Annotated in this window: 24 protein-coding genes and 1 riboswitch; of the genes, 3 read left to right on the forward strand and 21 right to left on the reverse strand. The window is 45.5% G+C overall.

Features of this window, described 5'->3' with window-relative positions; all coding sequences use genetic code 11:
• Nucleotides 1-4: 4 nt before the first annotated feature.
• From HQN90_RS02495 to HQN90_RS02515, 5 genes are all read right to left on the reverse strand, one after another.
• Entirely contained in the window at nucleotides 5-655 is a 651-nt protein-coding gene (locus tag HQN90_RS02495) for a precorrin-8X methylmutase (protein WP_079409570.1), read from the reverse strand.
• Between the two features lie 5 nt (nucleotides 656-660).
• Nucleotides 661-1,437 (reverse strand): precorrin-6A reductase, encoded by a 777-nt coding sequence (gene cobK / locus HQN90_RS02500; protein ID WP_173216488.1) that lies wholly within the window; start codon nucleotides 1,435-1,437, stop codon nucleotides 661-663.
• The gene (locus HQN90_RS02505) at nucleotides 1,437-2,405 is read right to left on the reverse strand and encodes a sirohydrochlorin chelatase (RefSeq protein WP_173216090.1); all 969 of its coding nucleotides are present in this window, start codon (nucleotides 2,403-2,405) and stop codon (nucleotides 1,437-1,439) included. Before HQN90_RS02505 ends, cobK begins: the two co-directional genes overlap by 1 nt.
• An 18-nt stretch (nucleotides 2,406-2,423) precedes the next feature.
• Nucleotides 2,424-4,133, reverse strand: a complete 1,710-nt coding sequence (gene cobJ / locus HQN90_RS02510; RefSeq protein WP_173216091.1) for a precorrin-3B C(17)-methyltransferase — start codon at nucleotides 4,131-4,133, stop codon at nucleotides 2,424-2,426.
• A gap of 141 nt (nucleotides 4,134-4,274) precedes the next feature.
• Nucleotides 4,275-4,478, reverse strand: a riboswitch (cobalamin riboswitch).
• A gap of 43 nt (nucleotides 4,479-4,521) precedes the next feature.
• Nucleotides 4,522-4,752: a hypothetical protein gene (locus tag HQN90_RS02515; RefSeq protein WP_173216093.1), complete on the reverse strand. Its 231-nt coding sequence runs from the start codon at nucleotides 4,750-4,752 to the stop codon at nucleotides 4,522-4,524.
• Between the two features lie 164 nt (nucleotides 4,753-4,916).
• Here HQN90_RS02515 and HQN90_RS02520 point away from each other — a divergent pair, with 164 nt between their 5' ends.
• Nucleotides 4,917-5,492 carry a guanylate kinase gene (locus HQN90_RS02520; protein WP_173216095.1) on the forward strand — a complete coding sequence of 192 codons (576 nt, stop codon included), beginning with the start codon at nucleotides 4,917-4,919 and terminating at the stop codon, nucleotides 5,490-5,492.
• Between the two features lie 56 nt (nucleotides 5,493-5,548).
• Here HQN90_RS02520 and HQN90_RS02525 read toward each other — a convergent pair whose 3' ends face one another.
• Nucleotides 5,549-5,974: a hypothetical protein gene (locus HQN90_RS02525; protein WP_173216097.1), complete on the reverse strand. Its 426-nt coding sequence runs from the start codon at nucleotides 5,972-5,974 to the stop codon at nucleotides 5,549-5,551.
• Between the two features lie 92 nt (nucleotides 5,975-6,066).
• The gene (locus tag HQN90_RS02530) at nucleotides 6,067-7,155 is read right to left on the reverse strand and encodes an MBL fold metallo-hydrolase (protein WP_246362005.1); all 1,089 of its coding nucleotides are present in this window, start codon (nucleotides 7,153-7,155) and stop codon (nucleotides 6,067-6,069) included.
• Between the two features lie 495 nt (nucleotides 7,156-7,650).
• Between HQN90_RS02530 and HQN90_RS02535 the strand changes: the two genes are divergently transcribed.
• Nucleotides 7,651-7,746 (forward strand): YjcZ family sporulation protein, encoded by a 96-nt coding sequence (locus tag HQN90_RS02535; RefSeq protein WP_173216099.1) that lies wholly within the window; start codon nucleotides 7,651-7,653, stop codon nucleotides 7,744-7,746.
• 149 nt (nucleotides 7,747-7,895) lie between these two features.
• Here the strand turns inward: HQN90_RS02535 and HQN90_RS02540 are convergent, their stop codons facing one another.
• Nucleotides 7,896-8,102: a helix-turn-helix domain-containing protein gene (locus HQN90_RS02540; protein WP_173216101.1), complete on the reverse strand. Its 207-nt coding sequence runs from the start codon at nucleotides 8,100-8,102 to the stop codon at nucleotides 7,896-7,898.
• Between the two features lie 332 nt (nucleotides 8,103-8,434).
• On the opposite strand from HQN90_RS02540, the gene HQN90_RS02545 reads away from it, so the two are divergent.
• On the forward strand, nucleotides 8,435-8,557 hold the full coding sequence (locus tag HQN90_RS02545; protein ID WP_173216103.1) for a YjcZ family sporulation protein: 123 nt from the start codon (nucleotides 8,435-8,437) through the stop codon (nucleotides 8,555-8,557).
• A gap of 70 nt (nucleotides 8,558-8,627) precedes the next feature.
• On the opposite strand, the gene HQN90_RS02550 is transcribed toward HQN90_RS02545, so the two are convergent.
• The 13 genes from HQN90_RS02550 to nusB all read right to left on the reverse strand — a co-directional run bounded on the left by HQN90_RS02550 (nucleotide 8,628) and on the right by nusB (nucleotide 22,200).
• Nucleotides 8,628-9,386 (reverse strand): thermonuclease family protein, encoded by a 759-nt coding sequence (locus tag HQN90_RS02550; RefSeq protein WP_173216105.1) that lies wholly within the window; start codon nucleotides 9,384-9,386, stop codon nucleotides 8,628-8,630.
• 744 nt (nucleotides 9,387-10,130) lie between these two features.
• Nucleotides 10,131-10,925 carry a sporulation transcription factor Spo0A gene (gene spo0A / locus HQN90_RS02555; protein WP_173216107.1) on the reverse strand — a complete coding sequence of 265 codons (795 nt, stop codon included), beginning with the start codon at nucleotides 10,923-10,925 and terminating at the stop codon, nucleotides 10,131-10,133.
• 234 nt (nucleotides 10,926-11,159) lie between these two features.
• On the reverse strand, nucleotides 11,160-12,500 hold the full coding sequence (gene spoIVB, locus HQN90_RS02560; protein ID WP_173216490.1) for a SpoIVB peptidase: 1,341 nt from the start codon (nucleotides 12,498-12,500) through the stop codon (nucleotides 11,160-11,162).
• 119 nt (nucleotides 12,501-12,619) lie between these two features.
• Nucleotides 12,620-14,350: a DNA repair protein RecN gene (recN, locus tag HQN90_RS02565; protein ID WP_173216109.1), complete on the reverse strand. Its 1,731-nt coding sequence runs from the start codon at nucleotides 14,348-14,350 to the stop codon at nucleotides 12,620-12,622.
• A 15-nt stretch (nucleotides 14,351-14,365) separates the two neighbouring features.
• Entirely contained in the window at nucleotides 14,366-14,815 is a 450-nt protein-coding gene (gene ahrC, locus HQN90_RS02570) for a transcriptional regulator AhrC/ArgR (protein WP_079409558.1), read from the reverse strand.
• Nucleotides 14,816-14,817: 2 nt separating this feature from the next.
• Nucleotides 14,818-15,270, reverse strand: a complete 453-nt coding sequence (locus HQN90_RS02575) for a hypothetical protein (RefSeq protein ID WP_173216111.1) — start codon at nucleotides 15,268-15,270, stop codon at nucleotides 14,818-14,820.
• 103 nt (nucleotides 15,271-15,373) lie between these two features.
• Entirely contained in the window at nucleotides 15,374-16,210 is an 837-nt protein-coding gene (locus tag HQN90_RS02580; RefSeq protein WP_173216113.1) for a TlyA family RNA methyltransferase, read from the reverse strand.
• 37 nt (nucleotides 16,211-16,247) lie between these two features.
• On the reverse strand, nucleotides 16,248-18,134 hold the full coding sequence (gene dxs / locus HQN90_RS02585) for a 1-deoxy-D-xylulose-5-phosphate synthase (RefSeq protein WP_173216115.1): 1,887 nt from the start codon (nucleotides 18,132-18,134) through the stop codon (nucleotides 16,248-16,250).
• A 113-nt stretch (nucleotides 18,135-18,247) separates the two neighbouring features.
• Nucleotides 18,248-19,153: a polyprenyl synthetase family protein gene (locus HQN90_RS02590; RefSeq protein ID WP_173216117.1), complete on the reverse strand. Its 906-nt coding sequence runs from the start codon at nucleotides 19,151-19,153 to the stop codon at nucleotides 18,248-18,250.
• 1 nt (nucleotide 19,154) lies between these two features.
• Entirely contained in the window at nucleotides 19,155-19,406 is a 252-nt protein-coding gene (gene xseB, locus HQN90_RS02595) for an exodeoxyribonuclease VII small subunit (protein ID WP_079409553.1), read from the reverse strand.
• Nucleotides 19,393-20,763, reverse strand: coding sequence for an exodeoxyribonuclease VII large subunit (gene xseA, locus HQN90_RS02600; RefSeq protein WP_173216119.1), 1,371 nt, complete (start codon nucleotides 20,761-20,763; stop codon nucleotides 19,393-19,395). Before xseA ends, xseB begins: the two co-directional genes overlap by 14 nt.
• 8 nt (nucleotides 20,764-20,771) lie before the next feature.
• Nucleotides 20,772-21,638 carry a bifunctional methylenetetrahydrofolate dehydrogenase/methenyltetrahydrofolate cyclohydrolase FolD gene (gene folD / locus HQN90_RS02605; RefSeq protein ID WP_173216121.1) on the reverse strand — a complete coding sequence of 289 codons (867 nt, stop codon included), beginning with the start codon at nucleotides 21,636-21,638 and terminating at the stop codon, nucleotides 20,772-20,774.
• A gap of 103 nt (nucleotides 21,639-21,741) precedes the next feature.
• Nucleotides 21,742-22,200: a transcription antitermination factor NusB gene (gene nusB, locus HQN90_RS02610; RefSeq protein ID WP_173216123.1), complete on the reverse strand. Its 459-nt coding sequence runs from the start codon at nucleotides 22,198-22,200 to the stop codon at nucleotides 21,742-21,744.
• Between the last annotated feature and the right edge of the window lie 107 nt (nucleotides 22,201-22,307).

Genomic DNA, 22,307 nt, shown 5'->3' on the forward strand with positions numbered 1-22,307 from the left:
GGCGCTACTCCTTACGCGCCGCCATGATCGACAGCGCATTGACTGCCGCCACGGCAACAGGGCTGCCGCCCTTACGGCCAATATTCGTAATAAACGGAATATCCAGCTTGGCCAATTCGTCCTTGGACTCCGCTGCGGATACGAATCCTACCGGTACGCCGACGATCAGCCCAGGTTTGGCAATTCCTTCTTTGACAAGACGAATTAATTCCAGCAATGCCGTAGGAGCATTTCCAATCGCATAGATGGCTCCGTCCGCTTCTTTGATCGCTTTGCGAATGGAGATAATGGCCCGCGTCGTATTTAAGCGCTTCGCTTCCTCCATCACATCTTTATCGGATATATAGACTCTGACATCGCCGCCGAATTGCTCAATGCGAGGCTTGCTGATACCGACTTGGACCATTTGAACGTCGGCCACAACAATTTTACCTGCTCGAATCGCAGCAATACCTGCTTCAATGGCTCGCGGATGAAAAACGAGACTGCGTCCCAATTCAAAGTCCGCGGATGCGTGAATAACCCGTTGAACAACCGGATATTGCTCCGCTGTAAAGGGATGCTCCCCCAGTTCCTCTGTAATCATTTCAAAGCTTTTCTCTTCAATTTCCTGTGGTTGAACGGTTAGTGGTTTAAATTCTGTATGAAAATCCATGCGAGTTAGTCCTCCTTTTGAGTACGATCGTTAATAAATTGAATGACACCGTTGAAATCGGAATACAGCGTTCCATATTCAAGCTCAGGTCTGCCGATTACAATGCTCGGTATGCCCATCTCCAAAGCTGCTTCCAGTTTCTCATCCACAGCTCCGACTTTTCCGCTTTCTTTGGTGATCATCAAAGTCACTTTGTAGTGATCATAGAGTGCTTTATTCAACTCTTTGGAGAATGGTCCCTGCATAGCGATAATATTTTTTTGCTCGATGCCTAGCTCTTCGCACTTCTCCATATTGTCCTGACGCGGCAGCATCCGGGCAATAAGTCTTGTATCCGGAAGTCCGATCAGACGATCAGCAAAGATTTTTAATGTTTTGCTGCCAGTTGTGAGCATAATATTCCCACGTTTATCAGCTGCCAGCTCAGCAGCTTGTTTATAGTCATCCACCGTTGTGACAAGGGCGCCTTGCTCAATGGATAAGCTTTGGCGTTCGAAGCGCACATAGGGGACGACAGCAAGCTTGGCAGCGGCCATTGCGTTCTTCGAAGCCTCTTCGGCAAAAGGATGTGTCGCATCAACAACAATGCGAATTTCCTTCTGCTCGATGAGTTGTTTCATGTCTTCAGACGTCAAGCGCCCTGTCAGAACAGGCAGGCCTTCTGTCTCCATGCTCTTCGCAGCACTTTCCGTTACGACCGTGGTCAGCACTTCATAACCGGCTGCACGAATTCCCAAAGCCAGTTCCCTGGCATCGCTTGTACCTGCAAGTACGAGAATCATCATTTGCTGCCTCCAGTGTGAGCGTGGTCGTGGTCATGATGGTGATCATGATCGTGATGGTCGTGATCGTGATCGTGATGATCATGGTGATCATGGTGATGGTCATGGTCGTGATGGTCGTGATCATGGTGGTGATCATCATGATCGTGATGGTGATGATGGTCGATATGCTTCATCGCTTCCAGACGATATTGGCACATATCACAATTCATCTTCACTTCATCCTGAAGTGCTTCTTGTGCCCGGCCGATCAGAATATCTTGCAGCAGCGGATGGAAGCCAAAATATGGCGCTAACTGGAATTGTTTATCTGGATAAGTAGCTCTATATCCTTCAACCATCTTTTCCATCCGTTGAATCAATACACCTGTAAACAAGAAATACGGCAGTACGATTACCTTCTTAGCTCCGAGCAGCAAGCACCGTTCTACACCATCATCCATCAGAGGCGCGGTTACGCCAATAAAAGCTGTTTCAACCCACTTCACTTGAAGCTTTTCCCAAAATAAACGTGAAATTTTGAAGAGATCGCTATTGGCATCAGCGTCACTGCTTCCCCGGCCTACGATCAATAGCGCCGTTTCTGCTAATTCCTCCTTCACATGTATGCCAAGATCCTCAACTCTCGATGTCAAAATATCAAGAATTTGCTCGTGTACTCCTATCGGTCTTCCATATGTAAACTTCACTAACGGATATTTCTGCTTGGCATCATCAATCGCAGACGGGATATGGATTTTGGCGTGACCTGCTGCAAATAAAATAATCGGGATTACCACAACATGCGTTGCGCCTAATTCAATACAACGGTCAATGCCTTGCATAATCGTTGGCTGGACAAATTCAAGAAAACAAGTTTCTACAATTTGTTCCTTCATCTTGCTTGCAATCTCCGAAACGAAGAGACGCACTTCTTCATTCCCGCCTTCTTCCCGACTTCCATGACCCACAAATAAAACTGCATTCATCCCTATTTCCTCCTCTACTTAATCCCCGCAAAGCGCATTTTCGATGACAAAACCAACCGCCTCTTGATGGCGATATCCTTCAATCTCTTTGACACGCTTGAAAAATTTATGAAACCGCTCATTCGGATGTCCTTCTTTTTGATACCGTTCAACAATTCGTGTCACTAGTTCAACCAGTTCTTCCGGGTCTATGCCCTCAGCTACAGGCTGAGCCGCATGTGCATTTCTTCCAACTGTTTTTCCGCCAAGAAATAAATCGAATTTCTCTTTGCGGTACACGATGCCGATATCTTGTTGAACCGCGCCGTAACAAGCCATTCCACACCCATTAAACCCAATTTTCAATTCTTTGGGCACTTCCAAATGACCAATTCGGTTGTGGATCGCTTCCGCATAAGGAATTGAATCCCCTTTTTCCAAATTGCAGAAGTCACACGCTTTAATCTGTGCTACGTCGCCAATTGGTGAAAGCAGCAAGCCTAATGCGCTTAACTCCGTAGTGATTTGCTGCGGATTATCGGTTTGCACCCGCACAATCAATTGATGATGAGGCGAATACTCTATATCTCCGCGCTCTCCGACAATCTCACCGATGGCTATCAGCTGAACGGCAGACAACTTTTTATTCGCGATACCCGGACTAACGGCAAACTCAAAGATAGATTGCGTTGCGGTCAAGTGGTTATTAAATTCTTCGGCAATATTGCTTCCCGTTCCCTGAGAAACTAACTGTAAGGCTTCCATTGCTAATTCGAGTGAATTACGCATAGAAGGACTCGGTGACGATTTCAGCAGGATGGGCTCTTCGATTCCCGTATCCTCTTCATCCTCTTCAATAAACCCGAACTCGTCTTCTTCATCGTACACTTCAAAAGACTCCGTGAATTGTTCCTCTTCCAATTGCTCGAGAGCCCAAGGCTCCGCTTCTGATTTCAGACGTTGATGCGGTTTCAGCGGTTGTGTTTCCGCACCTAGCGTATATTTGCGCTGATAGCCGCGAGGTGTAATCATAAGTCCCTCATACAGCTTGGTAGCCGAATTCCCAATAATAATCGTCGTCAGCATGCCAATATCATGATTCAGCATATCTTCGAGCGTAGTCACCACGATGTGTTGACGGTCCCGATAGGCGCTTTTCACAATACCGACCGGCGTTAACGGAGATCTATATTTGAGTAGTATCTTTTGTGTTTCAACAATTTGTCTCGTTCTTCTCCCGCTACGCGGGTTATACAAGGCGATGACGAAATCCGCCATCCCCGCGGCTTCCACCCGCTTCGCGATCAACTCCCATGGCGTAAGGTGATCGCTCAAACTGATCGTACAAGAATCGTGCATGATTGGCGCTCCAAGCAATGAACCCGTGGAATGAACAGATGAAATGCCAGGCACGACTTCAACCTCAACGCCGCCCTCGCGCTTCCACCCTTGCTCCATTAGTACCTCATACACGAGACCAGCCATCCCATAGACACCTGCGTCTCCACTTGAAATGACCGCCACTTTCTTACCTAGCTTGGCTTGTCTAACAGCCTCTTGCGCTCTGCTTACTTCCTCGGTCATTCCCGTTCTCACAATTTGCTGATCTGAAAGCAGACCTGCAATCAAATCAACATACGTGTTGTAGCCGATAATTACTTCGCTTTCTTGAATGGCTTCACGCGCGCGCTTCGTAATATGTTCGTAGCTCCCTGGGCCAAAGCCAATAATGAGCAATTTTCCTGCCAATTCGGATCACCCTTTCCCGTTAATAAACAAACAAAAAAAGCACGTCCAACATGAGATATGTTAGAAATGCTTCGTAAATTACTACACGTTAATATAACTGGAGTAACCGATCTCTAACACTCCCTAATTCCTCGTAGGGTTATTGTGTTGTTGATCTAGGCAGGTCTCCTGACTTTAATCTCCCTTCGCGTCTTCCCAGGTTTCTACCCAGTGACATCTTGCTAAGAGCTGCCGTCTTCGTGCGGCGTGATTATTACAGTGGCGGGTCCGTGCCGGTTTCTCACCGGTCTTCCCATTTAACTATATAACTTTCATATATATAGCACCTAGAACCTTTGATATGCAATTAGGATCATCCTATCATCTATGAAGAGGCTTTGTCACGTTTTTATTCATAAATGACACGATATAGCCCCTCTATTAAACTTTGATAATTTGCCCGGTCAAAGGTGATTTCCCCAAAGGATACATGAATGACTTTATTGCTCGTTTTTACGATAAAAAAACTTAGCTCCTCATGCTCCGGATCAATATAAGTAAAGCATTCCAACTGACTGCTACCTGTCTTCTGACGTAAAAAAGCGGTCGCATCCGCACTCGCATTCGCATATTTGGGCATATTCAAAATCCTTTCTATCTAAGCCTGATTCTCCTATCTATTATACACGATCTCCTAACCTAGAATTCAATGTCATCTTAAAAGAATCTCTTTAATTATCTGAATTTTCATACTATAATAGAGACATCAAGATATCGCTTTCATTATATGAAGGAGGAATTGATATGAGTCGTCCTGACAATGGGTTGGTGTTTGTTTTTACCGGTACAAGCGGTTCGGGTCGCAAAACCATCGCCCACCGTATTGCCCAAGAGCTTGGCTTCTCCTCCGTTGTTTCCTATACAACACGCACACCAAGACCTAAAGAAGTCAACGGCAAGGATTATACGTTCATCACTCGCAAAGCCTTTATTGATAGTGATATCGCCGGAGAATTTTTTCAAACTGCTGAAATTGATGGTCATTTTTACGGTATCAAAAAAGCCGATCTTGACGACGCCCTTAGCAAAAACGGCTTTATCTACGTCATCGTTAATCGCTACGCAGCCAACCGTTTCAAATACATTTATGGAGAACGTGCTGTCCGCTTGTTCATCTATGTCAGCAAACAAACAATTATGGAACGCCTGCTGGCGCACAATACCTCTACAGATGTAATCGACCACTACATGAATCACTACATAGAAGAAGTTTCCTATCGCAAAGATTGTGAGCATGTGTTTGAGAACATGGATTTGAATGAAACCATCAATAAAGTGAAAGCCACCATGCTTGCTCACATCCCAACGACAACAAGCTGAAGATATAAACAGTCAAAAGAAAAGACTCGGTTCAGCACCGAGTCTCTTTTCTTTGTTCATTTTAAAGGTGTCTTTTTTCTCTTTAAAGCCACATATCCGCCTAGCAGCGAAATCGGAATAATCACAACGAAACCGATTAACTCGAACCATAATGGAATCCCATGATCCGTCAACATCGAATCAAATCCGACTGCTGCGCCGATCACACCTATAATAGCAGCATTGAAATATTCCGCACGTCTTGCGACTCTTGCCGCGATATATCCTCCAAAAAATGACCAAAATAAGCCCATGACCATAAGCAGAAGCAATAATCCTACATTCGAATAAATCGCGTTAATCGTTTCTTCATTTACGGGTTTACCAGCAAAATAAATACTGCCAAATAACGCAGTCGATATATAAGTTCCTATGTTATCAACGGCTACACCTAACAATACACCCAGAAAATGAAATTTTCTTTCCCTTTTTTGTTCATCCATAGCTTCTTCTTCTCTCCTGATCCATCGAACTTCCAACCTAATCCATAATACCATGAGGTTGACTCAGTATCCAGTTCTCAGCCTCTGCCCCCTTAACTCCACCAAGGTGCTTGCGGATATTCAGCTGCATGTACATGAATCGTTTGGCCCATTCTCGGCGTTGCAATAGCTACCTCGTTGGCATATGCGGCTCTTACAGCACGCGACACCGAATCATTCCAATCGTGAACCGCTAGGGTGAATGCTCCCCAGTGAATCGGTATCATCAGCTTGCCTTTAACATCTATATGAGCTTGAACCGTTTCTTCCGGCATCATATGAATATCAGACCAACGATCATCATATTGCCCACATTCCATCAATGTCAAATCAAAGGGTCCATACTTCTGGCCAATGGCTTTGAAATGAGGAGCGTATCCGCTATCCCCACTGAAAAAGATCTTAGAATTCACCCCTGCGATCACCCAAGAGCACCATAGTGTAGCTCCTCGATCCGTTAAGCTTCTCCCCGAGAAATGAGTTGCCGGCGTACAAGCGAGTGTCAGCCCTTCGAACGTAAACTCGTCCCACCAATCATGCTCTTCGATTTTCCCCGGCTGGATGCCCCATCGAATCAAATGACTACTGACCCCAAGGGGAACAATAAATTTGCCTACTTTATCCTTTATTTTCATTATCGTCCCATAGTCCAAGTGATCATAATGATCATGTGACAAAAGAACAGCATCTATCTCAGGCAATTCGGCAATTTCAAAAGGCAAGCCTCCACTATATCTTCCCTTACCGAACCATGGAAATGGCGAAGGTGCTTTGCCAAACATAGGATCTAAGAGCAAGGACTTCCCATCCATCGTTACAAGAGACGCCGAGTGGCCAAACCACGTAACCTTCGTTTCCTTATCTTTGCTGAAAGAAGGAACATCCATAACAGGCGGACTCGACGGACGTCGATTAGGACTGCTTTTGATAAAATCACGCAAAATGCTTACCGTTGTTTTGAAGCCCATATCCATCATCGTTGGGACCGCATTCTCAAACTTTCCGTTCACATACTGAACCGAACGAGAGAGATCCTTGGCCTTGGCTTTCGATGGTTTTCTCCCAAAGTGTGGGTAAACATTCATAAAAAGTACAACAACACCTGCAAGTACAACAATAATGCCTATCCATATCAGTAACAACTTCGCGGCCTCCAAGCTTATTTCTTCAGAATTAGTCTTTTAATTTTCCAATGCCGATATACAAAGAATAAGTAAGCTCCCACATACGCCGGAATTGTTAAAAACCCATTTTGTATAACGAGTTCTTCTTTGAAAATTAGTTGACTAGATGTATTAACGTAAATGTTCATCGTATGGTTCCAAGATTTTATGAGCAGTCCCGATTCTTTGGTTTGAATGACATATTGCTGCGGATCTATCCTCTGGAAAGTGATCGTATGATGACCCAGCGGAACAAATCCCAAAAGATACATCCCGCCATAAGCCTGAAGCCGTTCCAGGGAGCTTAGATTGCATTTTCAACATGAAATGGGCTCCTTTCTACCACAAAAAGCTTTTCATTTTCGGTTCCCATCGGGACATTAGCACAATCCATTCAATCGCCCAAACATTACCCCAGAAAAGTCATAAGCTATCTCGAAACATAAACCAATTCAAACTTGGAGGTTGATTCGGATGAGTTCTGGAACTGGTGTAGGTTATAATTCTTCAGCAGCTATCTTGGTTCTTTTCATATTATTGGTTATTATTACTAGCGCGTTTGTTTGGTAATTTAAAACCTCAAGCAGGATGGCTACCTATGTAAATAGGTAGTTTTTTGTATTTAACCCGAAAGGCATAATCGAATTATAACAAAAATACAAAAAGAACGCCCAGCTATAGCAGCGCCCTCTCATTTCTCATATGATCTTCATTTGGCTTCAAATTAATTCATACAACTGTTTCACATCACATCTTAACGCGCTGGCAATATGGATGGCCGATTTCAATGGCATGATTCTTTTATTCTCAATAAAATCATTTATCTTTTCTGGCTTGTAATTTAGGATAAGCGCAAGATCCTGAACGGTCATGCCAGATTCACGCAACCGTTCATTCAACAAGCACCGACCGAGCTCAAACTTCATTGTGTCGCAGTCCTCCTATCAGAGAGTCTCAAAAAAGGCCTTGACCAACAAAAAAGGCAATGCACCAATTGAAACAAAAGCAAAAAAGAATCCTTGAAGAAAATTTTTGAACAGCTTCACAAAGATCACTCCTATCTATTTTTGTCCAATTTGTGAATAACCCCATTGTACTCCTTTATCCATAGTGTTACATGAAAATAAGATTAAAATTCCTCAGGTTTGTCCACTAGGGGCATTAGCACAATCATCTCATTTGCCCAAACATCCCTCAGCATATGTCATACATTAATCATGTAGTACACAGATGAATTCCTTATGAAAGGGTGATTTAAATGTCTTATGTTGGCGGAGTTGGCGGTGTTGGTTGTGGAACTGGCGTAGGTTATAACTCTTCTGCAGCAATTTTGGTTCTTTTCATTTTGTTGGTAATCATCACTAGCGCATTCGTATGGTAGTTCTTCATAAATAAAAGAAAGGCTACCTTCGAGCCCTCGCTCAGGTAGCCTTTTTTTCCGTAGTAGCGGCTTACTTTTCACACGCTACACCATCATGATCCCGGTCAAGCTTGGAGCTGTAGCCCGGCTCGCCTTTTTTGATATTGTACGCACCCGCCGCTTTCGCTTCTGTACAATTATTATAGTACACTTCTGAGTGCTCCTTCGTCTCAGTTTCATGAAAACCATCCTCTTGCGCATAATTCTCTACACTCCATATGTTGATCCCTTTTAATTGTGCCGTCTTTTGGATCTCCCGAAATTGATCTACGTACTTCACATTCGGCGGATACACATAGGCAACGCGGGCATAACCATTTTCAAGCAGCATCTCGTTAAACATCTTATCCCCGATATAAAGATAACAAAGCAGTCTGCCATACTTATCACGCTCAGAAACATCTAATTCCAGCTTGACGTCCTTATTCGTTAACATATCTTTAGCATACTTTGAAGCTTCCAAGGCAAAAGGCTGAACAGGCTTGTCTGGAGCTACACTTTCAGGTGTATCCACCAGGAGCAATCGAATCGTCTCCTCTTTCACTTTCCCAGCTTCCGTGAACGACACCTTCATCGTGTCCCCATCTACAACCCTAACTATTTTGGCCGGGATGAATCGCTTGTTGAGTTCTGTTGGAGTCGGAGACACCAGCGCTGTTTCCACTGGCAGTGATGTAACAGAACCTGATGCAGGTTTTACTGTTTTTTGTGCACAGCCAGCTGCCGCGAATAGCATGAATAGACTTAATGCTGCATGTAAGTATTTCTTGGTCGTATTTGCGCGAAACATTTAAAATCCTCCAGTATTTCTAGTTGATAAATTAATTTTTCAAAAAAATCGATATGACCTCACCAGCAAACTAGCTGATAGAAATTCGATTATCATAATGATGAGCTGCCCAGCAGTCTCCATTAACTAAGCTTTGATGCTCCCATTATACAGTTGTCCTACTCCTGGGCAAATGAAGGATAGAATTCCTGCTATTTTGCTATTTGGCATGATTTGCTCCGATTAATTATATTACCTATTTATTCCTATTGTACCATCTGAATTACCTTTGCGGTTATTTTTAAATTTTTGCTACAAATAGCGTTCAGGAAGGGAAATTTGCAGAAACATCTTATTGAAAAGGAACTCGGATCCTCTATTTGACGTATAATCCGATTTTTCCAGCTGAAAGGGAACACGGATCCCTTATTTCACCTTTCAAGGGTGAAATTCCAGCTAATTAGACAAATTAGCGTATCGTAGTTCCCCCTGACTAGCCAAATGGCTGTTTGAATCATGAATAAGGGAACGTAGTTCCCTCAGGAATTTGAAGTCCGTAAGGATAAGTCTGAGCCAAACTGACTGGCCTCTAATTTGATAACTCCTTAAAAAATTAAAAACCCAATAAACCAAAGGTTTATTAGGCAAGATGGAAAAGCTAGACATCAAACAAAGTCCACGGTCTTCAAAACCTAACTAGATATTACTTCCATCCCTTCACCATACATTCGTCTCAAAGCATTCGTCTCAAAGCTCCTAACGCTCTCAAGAAACCTTATGCTCAATGCGCAGCTTATCCGCTACCATCGCAATAAACTCGCTATTCGTCGGTTTGGATTTGGAGATGTTAATCGTGTATCCGAAGATAAATGAAATCGAATCAATGTTGCCGCGCGTCCAAGCGACTTCAATCGCATGACGGATCGCACGCTCTACACGGCTAGGCGTCGTTTTGTATTTCTCAGCGATAGCTGGGTACAAGGTTTTGGTGATCGCACCGAGGATCTCAATGTTGTTGTACACCATCGTAATCGCTTCACGGAGATACTGATATCCTTTAATATGCGCAGGAACGCCGATTTCATGTATGATGCTCGTGATGTTTGCGTCCAAATTTTTACCTTTTGGCATATGAACGACATTGGCACGCGTAGTTGAAGTTGTTGACGACGATTGGTTGCTTCCAACAAGCTGACGGATCCGGTTCGTTAACGTTTCCATATCAAAAGGTTTTAGTATGTAATAGGATGCTCCAAGTTGTACAGCCTTCTGTGTTATGTTTTCTTGGCCAAAAGCAGTCAGCATAATGATTTTCGGTTGGGACGAAAGATTCATTTCACGCATTTTTTCAAGTACACCCAGACCATCCAAATGAGGCATGATAATATCTAAAATGAGTACGTCCGGCAGCTCACGCTGTTGTTCAAGAAAGCGAAGAACTTCATTACCGTTGTACGCAACGCCCGCAATTTCCATGTCCTCTTGCTCACTAATGAACTCAGATAATAAATGGGTAAACTCACGATTATCATCAGCTAGTAATACTTGGATTTTTTGCAACTTTAAATCCTCCTTTAGGCTATTAAACAAGTTAGTGAATTCTCTCTTACGTATAGGTATTCGACACCCCAACTTAAATTCCTTCTGTCGAATATTATTTTTCTTTTCTTTTATTTCACTTTCTTATATAATAGTATATTTATCTTGTTGATACTACATTTTTCGACAACTTGGATCTAAACCATGCATCGCTATGTAGAATAAGGTTAAAATACAATAAAGAATCAAAGGCGTCTAGCTCGCCTTTGATTCTTTATCAGGGGCTCCAGCGGAAGGTCTCAGGACAATTCCGGAATCCTGCAGCATCCATTCGATAAAACAGCCATAGCCGCTTGTAGGGTCGTTAACGAATACGTGAGTGACGGCACCAATTAATTTTCCATTTTGTATGATGGGGCTGCCGCTCATTCCTTGCACAATACCACCGGTTTTATCCAATAGACGCGGGTCCGTAATTTTGATGACCATTCCTTTGGTACCTGGGAAATCTTGTTTAGAGACATGGACAACTTGAATGTCGAACTTCTCGACCTTCTGTCCTTCCACAACTGTATAGATTTGTGCGGGACCTTCTTTCACTTCTTCAGCGAAAGCCACTGGAATAGCTTCTTTATCTAAGCTATGGTCTGGGGCTGCATACATTTTGCCAAATATACCGAACGCTGTATTTCTTTCGATATTGCCGATAACTTTGCTGTCTTTGTACAACGTAGCATGTTTTTCACCAGGGTCGCCATTATGACTCTTGGAAATGGATGTTACATTCGAGTACACGATATCCCCATCGCCGACGATTATAGGGGTTTGTGTATCCATATCCGTGATGACATGTCCCAAAGCTCCGTATACGCCCTGATCGGGTGCATAGAAGGTTAAGGTGCCTACGCCTGCCGCGGAATCGCGAATATATAACCCTAGGCGGTAGGACTTGTCCACAATGTCATAGACGGGCTGCAGCTTAACAGAAATTTCTTCATTGTTGCGAAGGATTTTGAGATCAAGAGGTGTTTTGCTCTCGCCGGATTTGGCAACTAGATCTGCGACCTTGCTGACATCTTTGGAATCTTTGCCGTTAATCTTCGTAATCAAATCGCCGACTTGAATTTTGGCTTCTTCCCCAGGTGAAACTTTCTGGTCTTGGGCAACCGTCACCAAATGATGACCTACGACCAAAATGCCGGCAGACTTAATTTTCACACCGATGGTTTGACCTCCGGGAATCACTTTCAAGTCTGGAACAACATTCACTTTCACCGTCTTGATGGGGATCGCACCAAAAAGCTTAAGCTTCATTTCTGTTTGCCCAGAGTGATCGGATTGCAAAGAGATAGGTTCATTCAGATTAACTTGAAATGAGTGCTCGGCATTGCCATTTACTTTCACAATGTCCGTATCCTTGACCGTCACTTGCGCGTTCACCGGCATTGTTAACTGTAGCTGCTTCCCTTGGCCGCTGAATAAGCGAAGTTCTTGGGGGAAGGAGGCAAAGCTTTGAAAAGGCGGAGACAAACTTACCATACAAACGAAGAAGACGAGCAGGAGTCCGAACAATCTTTTCCTTTTGCTGGATTGCAATATCTTCACGCTCCTTCACACATCCTTGAGCCCTGACGAACTTTCGTCGTCAATTGCGTACCTATAAGTTAACCCCACTCCCCATGTTTTATAACTGAAAATGATGACTATCTATACTTTTATACCCTTGATTTCTTATTTCTTGCCATGGCAAGCATTTCCCCAGCGTGATGAAGCGTGGTTTCAGTGACTTCTACGCCACCCAGCATACGCGCTAATTCTTCAATGCGTCCAGAATCAGGCATGTCTTGAACACGCGTGAACGTCCGCTCATGATCAACTTCTTTGCGAATATAGAAATGAACATCCGCGAAACTTGCTACTTGAGGCAAATGGGTGATGGAGAATACTTGACAGTTCGTAGACAGCACAGACATCTTCTCCGCAATCGCTTGAGCCGCGCGGCCACTTACCCCCGTATCGACCTCATCGAATACAAGAACAGGAATTTGATCAATGCGGGCAAAAATCGTTTTCATGGCAAGCATAATCCTTGAAAGCTCTCCCCCGGAAGCAATCTTGCTCAAGCCGCGCAAAGGTTCACCTGGGTTAGGAGCCATGAGAAATTCCACTTGGTCGATGCCTTGACGCGAATAGCGAACTTTTTTGCCTTCTACCTCAATCCCATTACGCTCATCCAGCGTCTGTTCCACTTGCACGCGGAATTGCGTCCGTTCCATCTGCAGATCACGAAGTTCATGCTCAATTTGCACGCCAAGCTGCTGGGCAATCCCTTTGCGTAGATTAGAAAGGTCTAATGCAGCAATGCTTAGCTGCTTCTCTAAGACAGCCAGCTTATCTTCAATTTTACGAATATGCTCATCTTTATTCTCAATGGTATCGACTTCGGTTTTGATTTTTTCTAAATACGCGAGGATCTCTTTTATATTCTCTCCATATTTTCGGCGAAGAGACGTGATCGTATCCAATCTTTGTTCAATAAAATCCAAACGCGAGGAATTGAACTCAATGCCATCCCGGTAGTCACGAAGTTGATAAGCTGCATCTTCCAGCTGATAATAAGCCGATTGCGCTTGTTCCAGAAGAGGCGTTAACTGAGCAGGGTCAAGCTGTACGATATCTTGTATTCTAGAAACGGCCTTGCCGGCAGCATCTAGCCCACGATTCGTCGCATAAAGAAAATCATAGGCCTCTGAAGTGCTCTGATACAATTTCTCGGCATTAGCCAGCTTGCGTTTCTCTTCAGCCAAGGTCTCATCCTCGCCTAATTTAAGTTTTGCGGCGGAAATTTCATCAATTTGAAAACGGTAAAGATCCAGCATTTGAAGAGCTTGCTTGCTCGTTTCTTGAAGATCACGCAAATCTTTTTGTAGTTTCATATATTCATCATAGGCAGCTTGATAGATTTGCTTCGTGCTCTCAATCTCAGAGTCTCCGAATAAATCGAGAGAATGCAAATGTTCTTCCACATTCAATAAGGATTGGTGCTCATGCTGGCCATGAATATTAACTAACCATTCACCGGTTTTGCGAAGCATCGTCAGATTGACGAGTTGGCCGTTAATCCGGCTTGAGCTTTTGCCAGCTGCCGTAATTTCCCGACGAATGAGCAAATGCTCGCCAGGATCAGCCTGAATACCCAGCTCTGTAAGCGTATGCCAAACCGGATGTGCAGCAGGCAGTTCGAACATTGCTTCAATCTCTGCTTTATCAGCCCCATAACGGACTAATTCAGAAGAACCTCTGCCGCCCACAATTAGCGTAAGCGCATCAATAATAATGGATTTCCCTGCGCCAGTTTCCCCAGTCAGCACATGAAAACCTGCTTTGAACCGAATATGTACATGTTCTATTACTGCCAAATTACGTATCGAAAGTTCTGTAAGCATCTGCGCCTCCTGGCATTAAGATAGTAAAGACATCACTTCATTCACAAACGTACCACTATTGTCCTTGCCGCGGCAAATCACAAGAATCGTATCATCCCCGCAAATGGTGCCCATGACCCCATTCCACTCCAAATTATCAATCAGTGCGCAGATCGTGTTCGCTGTTCCGGGCAGGCATTTCATAACAACCAAATTGTCAGTGTAATCAATGCTTACAAAATGGTCGCTTAACGCCCTGCGCAGCCTCTGCATCGGATTAAACCGTTGATCAGCGGGCATTGAATATTTATAACGGCCATCATCCAAAGGAATCTTGATCAAATGCAATTCCTTGATATCGCGGGAGACGGTCGCCTGAGTGACATGAAAACCGGCAGCCCGTAAAGATTCCACCAATTCATCCTGCGTTTCGATCTCGTTGTTGGTAATGATCTCTCTGATTTTTACATGCCTTTGACCTTTCATGCTTACACCTCTATGGTAAAAGTGATTTTTTTGATTTTGCTCAGTGTCATATCGACATAAAGAATGCCCGCAGCCTCCGGATAAATCAAACTATAAGGGAGAAGCATGTCGCGGACAGAGCTTCCTGTCATTTCCAACGGTTTGCGTTCTTTGGCTACTTTCACCAGGTAAATATCTTCTTCCTTTTGGACAAAATAGTCGATAAACAGTCGGCTTTCCAGCTGTTCTCTCTGGTTTATGGTCATGGTGATGGGAATTTTGGTTTTACCGGCAAGCACATGGAAACCCGCGCCCTCCAGCAGCTCAACTACGTCATCTTGTGGAATATCCGAATGTCTAGGAATTCTTCTACGCCTAGTCCCTGTTCCGTCAAGCCATCTCTGAAAACGCCAAATGAGATAGCCGACCAGCAGGATCAGTATAATTAAAATGACTGTGACATCGCCGTTCTCCATGTCCCTCACCTCGCCATAGTATTCGCGGATTTACTCCGAAAACCCTTTTTATGAAGTGAAAAAACCCATCTCTGGGCCGCAAAAGGCGTTCGCAAAGATGAGTTTATTTACCATGCAATTTTTGGGCTTCTTTGACGATGTCTGCAATAAAGCCCTTCATTGACGACGCGTCAACGAAAGAAACATCTGCGGCCGAGTTGCTTGACCAGTAAGCCAGGAATTCAATATTGCCTTCGCCGCCCGTAATCGGAGAATAGGTAAGTCCTTTCAGACGAAAACCCAGTTCTTCCGCAAAAGATAACACGGTAGTTAGAACTTCCGTATGAACATCAGGGTCGCGAACAACGCCCGATTTGCCTACTTTTTCTCGGCCCGCCTCGAATTGAGGCTTAATTAAAGCAACAACATGACCTTGATCGAGTAAAATCTCCTTCAGTGGAGGTAAAATAATTCGCAGCGAAATGAACGAAACATCAATACTTGCAAATGTTGGACGCGGACCGTTCAAATCTTCCATTTTGGTGTAGCGAAAATTCGTTCTCTCCATGACATGAACACGTTCATCATTGCGAAGCGACCAGTCTAGCTGATTGTACCCCACATCAACCGCATAAACAGAGGATGCACCATTCTGCAAAGCACAGTCCGTAAAGCCGCCTGTCGAAGCACCGATATCGAGCATAACAGCCCCGTTCAAATCAATGCCGAATTGCTTCAGCGCCTTCTCCAGCTTAAGCCCGCCTCTGCTCACATAAGGATGCAGCGCTCCTTTTACTTTGAGAACAGCTTTTCGACTGATTTTCATTCCAGCCTTATCAACAGGTTCTTCATCTGCAAAAACAAGGCCTGCCATGATGGCGGCCTTTGCTTTTTCTCTGCTTTCGAAATACCCTTGCTCAAGAAGCAATAAATCTAATCGTTCTTTATCCGAAGATGACATTATGTGTGTATGACTCCTATTCGTATCGTTCCAAGGCTTATGCCCGTTGTCGTTTACGTGGTACTAGCTTCTTAACTTCAGCAATCAAGCTTAGCGCGGTTAGTCCGACTTCCTCACGTTGTTCTTTCACGCTTCCGTGCTCCACGAAGTAATCCGGGATCCCCATTACATGGACGTGCAGGCCTATTATAGCTTTTTCCGCATAAAATTCCATGACAGCACTTCCGAAACCGCCTTGGATAGCCCCCTCTTCCATCGTAATGATTGGAATGGACTCGCTTGCCAATTGCAGCAAGTAAGCTTCGTCTAGGGGTTTGATGAAACGTGCATTCACAACACGAAGATGTATGCCTTCCTTGGCTAATTGCTCCGCAGCGTCTTCAGCAACTTGCACCATCGGGCCTGCGGCCAACACAGCAGCATAATCACCCTCACGCAGCGTTTCCCAAGTTCCGATCGGAATAGCTGTTGGTGTCTCGTCTAGACTTGATCCTGTACCGCTGCTCCGCGGATAACGGTAAGCAATCGGACCCTCTTCATATTCGAGCGCCGTTTGCATCATATTGCGAAGCTCTTTCTCATCCTTCGGCATCATCAACACCATATTCGGCAGCGTACGCATAAACGAAATATCGTATACCCCTTGATGTGTTTCGCCGTCTGGACCTACAAAACCAGCACGGTCAATCGCAAAAGTTACATTTAATTTGGGGCGACAAATATCATGAACGACTTGATCGTAGGCTCTTTGCAAGAATGTCGAGTACACGGCAAAAACCGGTTTCAATCCTTCGCTGGCAAGACCTGCACATAATGTAGCCGCATGCTGCTCGGCAATCCCAACATCGATCATTCGATCAGGGAAATGCTTAGCGAATTTCAACAAGCCTGAACCTCCAGGCATAGCAGGGGTCACAGCAACAATGCGTGAATCCTTCTCCGCCAATTCAATTAACGTGTTGCCGAACACTTCGGTATACATCGGTGGACCCACTGATTTAAGCACTTGACCGGATTCGATCTTGTAAGGTCCTGGTCCATGCCAGCTATGCGAATCCTGCTCAGCAGGCGTGTAGCCTTTGCCTTTGGTCGTGACCACATGCACAAGAACAGGACCATTCACTTTCTCAGCTTGCTTCAGCGTATCTAGAAGAACCGGCAGATTATGTCCATCGACAGGTCCAATATACGTGAAGCCCAGCTCTTCAAACCAAACACCGTTCAAAACAAAGTATTTGAGACTGTCCTTCAGCTTTTCCGCAGTTTTCGCCAGCGTACCGCCGATGGCAGGAATTTTCTTCAGTAAATGTTCGACTTCTTCTTTGGCTTTCAAATAATGACGGTCCGAACGAATTTTGCTCAAATAATTATGAATCGCACCCACGTTAGGCGCAATGGACATTTCGTTGTCATTCAGAATGACCATGATATTCTTTTTCTCGTGGCCAATATGATTCATGGCTTCCAAAGCCATACCGCCTGTAATCGCACCGTCTCCGATGATTGCAACAACTTTGTTATGCTCGCCTTTTAAATCACGAGCCATGGCCATCCCCATTGCAGCAGATAAAGAGGTTGAGCTGTGTCCAGCTTCCCAGACGTCATGTTCGCTTTCCGAACGCTTGATAAATCCGCAAAGACCTTTATATTTACGCAAAGTATCAAATTTGTCCTTGCGGCCCGTCAAAATTTTGTGAACATAAGCTTGATGACCCACATCAAAAAGCAATTTATCATAGGGGCTGTGGAACAAGGTATGTAAAGCGATGGTGAGCTCAACCACACCTAAGTTCGAGGACAAGTGTCCACCTGTGACAGACAGCTTCTCAATCAGAAATTGACGGATTTCACCAGCCAATGTCTCAAGCTCCGTCAAGGATAACCGTTTCAAGTCCTCAGGTCGATTGATTTGTTCGAGCAGCACGCTTGTTTCCTCACTTTCAATGTGAAAATGCTAAGATTCCACCATTATATCATAGATTTGGGTAAATCGAGTAAAACCGTCCAAGCACAGGACACAAATAAGTTCCATATGGCTTAGTGATCCCGCTGCATCAAGTAATCAGCCAGCTGAAGCAACCGATCCGGATTCGGCAAATTCGCTTGGATAAGCGCCGTTTTGGCTTGTTTGGTCAATTCCTTCACTTTCTGTTCCGACGCTTCAAGCCCAATAAAATAGGGGTAGGTTACTTTCTGCTGTTTCTCATCACTTTTCACCGGCTTGCCCAGCTTCTGCTCATCTCCGATAATATCCAAAATATCATCTTGAATTTGAAAAGCAAGTCCCAGTGCATTGCCAAACTCCGTTAATGCGTTAAGCTGAGCGTCCGTAGCCCCCGCAATATGTCCCCCGGCACGCAATGAAAATACAATCAGATCACTCGTTTTGTGAAGGTGAATGAACTCTAATTCCTCCAGCTTCGTAAGACCTTGCTCGCCGAGCATATCAGCCGCTTGACCACCCACCATGCCGCGTGCCCCTGCGTAAAAGGAAAGCTCTTCCGTAATAGCCAGAACTCGCTCTGCCGGAATGCCGAAACTTCTGTGCGCCTGCGTGACACTATAAAATGCCTGTGTTAATAATGCATCGCCTGCCAAAATTGCCATCGCATCGCCATACACCTTATGGTTTGTGAGCTTGCCCCGGCGATAATCATCATTATCCATCGCAGGCAGGTCATCATGCACCAAGGAATACGTATGAACCATTTCAATTGCCAGCGCTGCAGGCAGAGCAGCAGCCTGCGAGCCTCCAAGGGCTTCGGCAGCTTCCAATACCATAATAGGGCGCAGTCGTTTGCCCCCCGCCATCAACGAATAGTTCATGGACTCACGAAGCGAACCTGGAACGTCCCAGCTCGCTGGCAATGCTTCTATTAACGCTGCTTCTACCCGCTCGGCTTGAGAAGCAATATACTCACCAAATGTAGATGTCGTTTTCAACCTAATTCCCCTTATCTTCCAAGACAGGTTGGAAAGGCTTTCTGGTGACGCCCGCTTCCCCTTCAACCAACATCTCAATTTTCTTTTCGACCTGTTCAAGCTTCACACCGCATAGATGGGAAAGCCTAACGCCTTCTTGATAAAGCTCAATGGCTTTCTCCAGCGGCACATCCCCGCTTTCCAATTGTGCGACAATGCGCTCAAGCTGCTCGATTGCCTGCTCGAAGCTAACTTCTGTTTCACTTGTAGACATCTTTGTTTGCCTCCATCCCCGATACTTCACAATTCAATCTTCCATCTTTGAGGCGAATCCTCACGGTATCTCCCACTTTCACTTGGGAAACGGAACGAATGAGCTGCTGTTCTTGGTCGTCATAGGTCAAGCTGTAGCCACGCTGCATAACCTTCAGCGGGCTGAGGGCGTCCAAGTGACGGACGCCGGACTGCCACTCCTGCTTCTTCGTACGCAGGAGGGTCTGCATCGCCGTGCTCATCTGTCGCCCCGCTGTATCCAAGCGGCGTTTGGCGGACACGGCCTGCTCTGTGGGATTGAAGCTGGACAAGCTGCGCTCCAGCTTCATATGCCGCTCCGCCAGCTTGCTGACGCGCTGGCGCATCCGGTAACCGAGCTGCTCCGCGAGCCGGTCAAGCCGCTCCGCAGGCTGCATGAGCAGCTGCCTGCGCGGGTTCGTCAGGAACGGGGAGCGCTTCGCGCGCTCCAGCCGTTCCTGCTTGCGGCGCAGCTGCTGCAGCAGCCCATAATGCAGCCGCTGTGACTGCTGCGCCAGCTGTTGTTTCAGCTCGAGGTGGTTAGGCACCGCGAGCTCAGCCGCCGCCGTAGGCGTCGGCGCTCTAAGATCGGCGACGAAGTCCGCGATCGTGAAGTCCGTCTCGTGTCCGACGGCCGAGATGACAGGAATCGCGGAGGCGTAAATCGCCCGCGCAACGATTTCCTCGTTGAACGCCCACAGCTCCTCGAGAGAGCCGCCGCCGCGGCCTACGATGAGCACGTCGGCTTCACCAAGCCTGTTCATCGCTTCGATCGCCTTGACGATCGAAGGACCCGCCTGAGCGCCCTGTACCAGTACCGGGTACAGGAGAATCTGGACCGACGGGAAGCGCCGCTGCAGCGTGATGATCACATCACGTATGGCAGCCCCCGTCGGTGAAGTGATCACGCCGATGGCGCGTGGAAACCGAGGAATCGGTTTCTTGCGCTCCGCCGCGAACAACCCTTCGCCTTCGAGCTTCTTTTTCAGCTGCTCGAAGGCCAAGTACAAACTGCCGATGCCGTCCGGCTGCATCGCCGTCACATAGAACTGGTAAGCTCCGTCTCTTTCATATACGGAGATATTGCCGCGAGCGATCACTTTTGTTCCCTCTTTGGGAATAAAACCAAGCTTCTGGTTATGAGAAGCAAACATAATGCTTTTCAATCGGCCTTCGGCATCTTTAATCGTGAAATACATATGACCGCTGGAGTGATGAGTGAAATTGGAGATTTCACCGCGGACCCAAACATCTTGAAGCCGCGAATCGCCCTCCAGCAATAGTTTGATATATCGATTTAATTCCTTGACCGATAAGATTTTCGTATCATTTCTCGCCATAGGCCTGATTAAACACTCACATTCATTTTGGCTGCACGCGCTGCTGCATCAACCGTGTTGCGAAGCAGCATCGTGATTGTCATTGGACCTACGCAACCCGGTACAGGTGTGATTGCACTTGCGACTTCTTTGACAGCTTCGAAATCAACATCCCCTGTCAGCTTGCCATCAGCCGGACGATTCATCCCGACATCAATAACAACTGCGCCTGGTTTCACGTGATGAGCTTTAATCAAGTGAGCTTTACCAACGGCTACAACGAGAATATCCGCTTGTTTTGTAATTTCTTCCATGTTCGGTGTACGCGAATGAACGACAGAAACGGTTGCATGCTCGCGCAAGAGCAGCATCGCCATCGGCTTGCCAACGATATTGCTTCTGCCTACGACAACAGCATGCTTGCCAGCAATTTGCACGCCTGTACGCTTCAAAATTTCTATGACGCCATGAGGTGTACAAGGCTTCATGCCATCTTTCCCAATCATGAGGTTCCCAACATTAATCGGGTGGAAGCAATCCACGTCTTTCAACGGATCGATTTCATCAACAACAGCTTCTTCATTAATATGCTTAGGCAGCGGCGATTGAACGAGAATTCCGTTAATTTTGCTATTCTGATTAAATGTATGAATAAGTTCAATTAGTTCTTGCTGCGTCGTTTGCTCAGGCAGTTGGTGTACTTCGGAATAAATGCCAACATCCTCGCATGCTTTTGCTTTATTGCGTACATAAACTTGCGAAGCTGCATCTTCCCCCACAATAACGACAACAAGACCAGGTTGATGACCGCCAGCTGTGAGCGCTGCAGCATCCTTCCTGATCTCCTCACGAATGGAACTAACCAATTCTTTACCATTAATAACTTGTCCAGACATGCTATTTCCCCCTCATTATTTTCGTAGAAAAAGTTGAACGCTATAGGTGACTTGACGATTTCAACAACCGCTATATCAAAATGGTTCGAATAGTCAAATGGAATTAAGACGGCGACACTTTGCTTTTCAAGTCGTCGACTTCCTTAATCATTTTACCGAGAACGCCGTTAACAAACTTGCCGGACTCGTCCGTTCCGTAGTGTTTGGCCAAGTCAATCGCTTCGTTCACGACAACTTTCGGTGGAACATCATCTCGGTACAGCATCTCATAAACAGCCAAACGCAATACTTCACGATCCACGCGTGAGAGCCTGTCCATAGCCCAACCTTTTAAATACTCCTCCAGCAGCTCGTCAATACTCACTTTATGACTGTAGGTTCCTTCAACTAATTCAACAATGTACGCCGGATCAATTTTCTCGCCTTTGAAATCCAATTCGGTTTCATTGTCATGCTCTGCTTCATGAATCGCAACTTGCACCGCTTCTTGAGGGGTCGCCTCGTTCATCTGGATTTGGTAAAGACTCTGTACAGCAATTTCTCGTGCCACTCTGCGTTTCATTATGGTCCTCCTAAAAGTTTGCTTCAGCAAAACTGACTTCGCAAGCAATGATTTTGTGTTTTGCTTTAGCCTTACTGACATCTATCCTACGTCCTTTATTGCTCTTT

Origin of the sequence: Paenibacillus alba (genome assembly GCF_013204855.1) — a bacterium.
Lineage (GTDB): Bacteria > Bacillota > Bacilli > Paenibacillales > NBRC-103111 > Paenibacillus_E > Paenibacillus_E alba.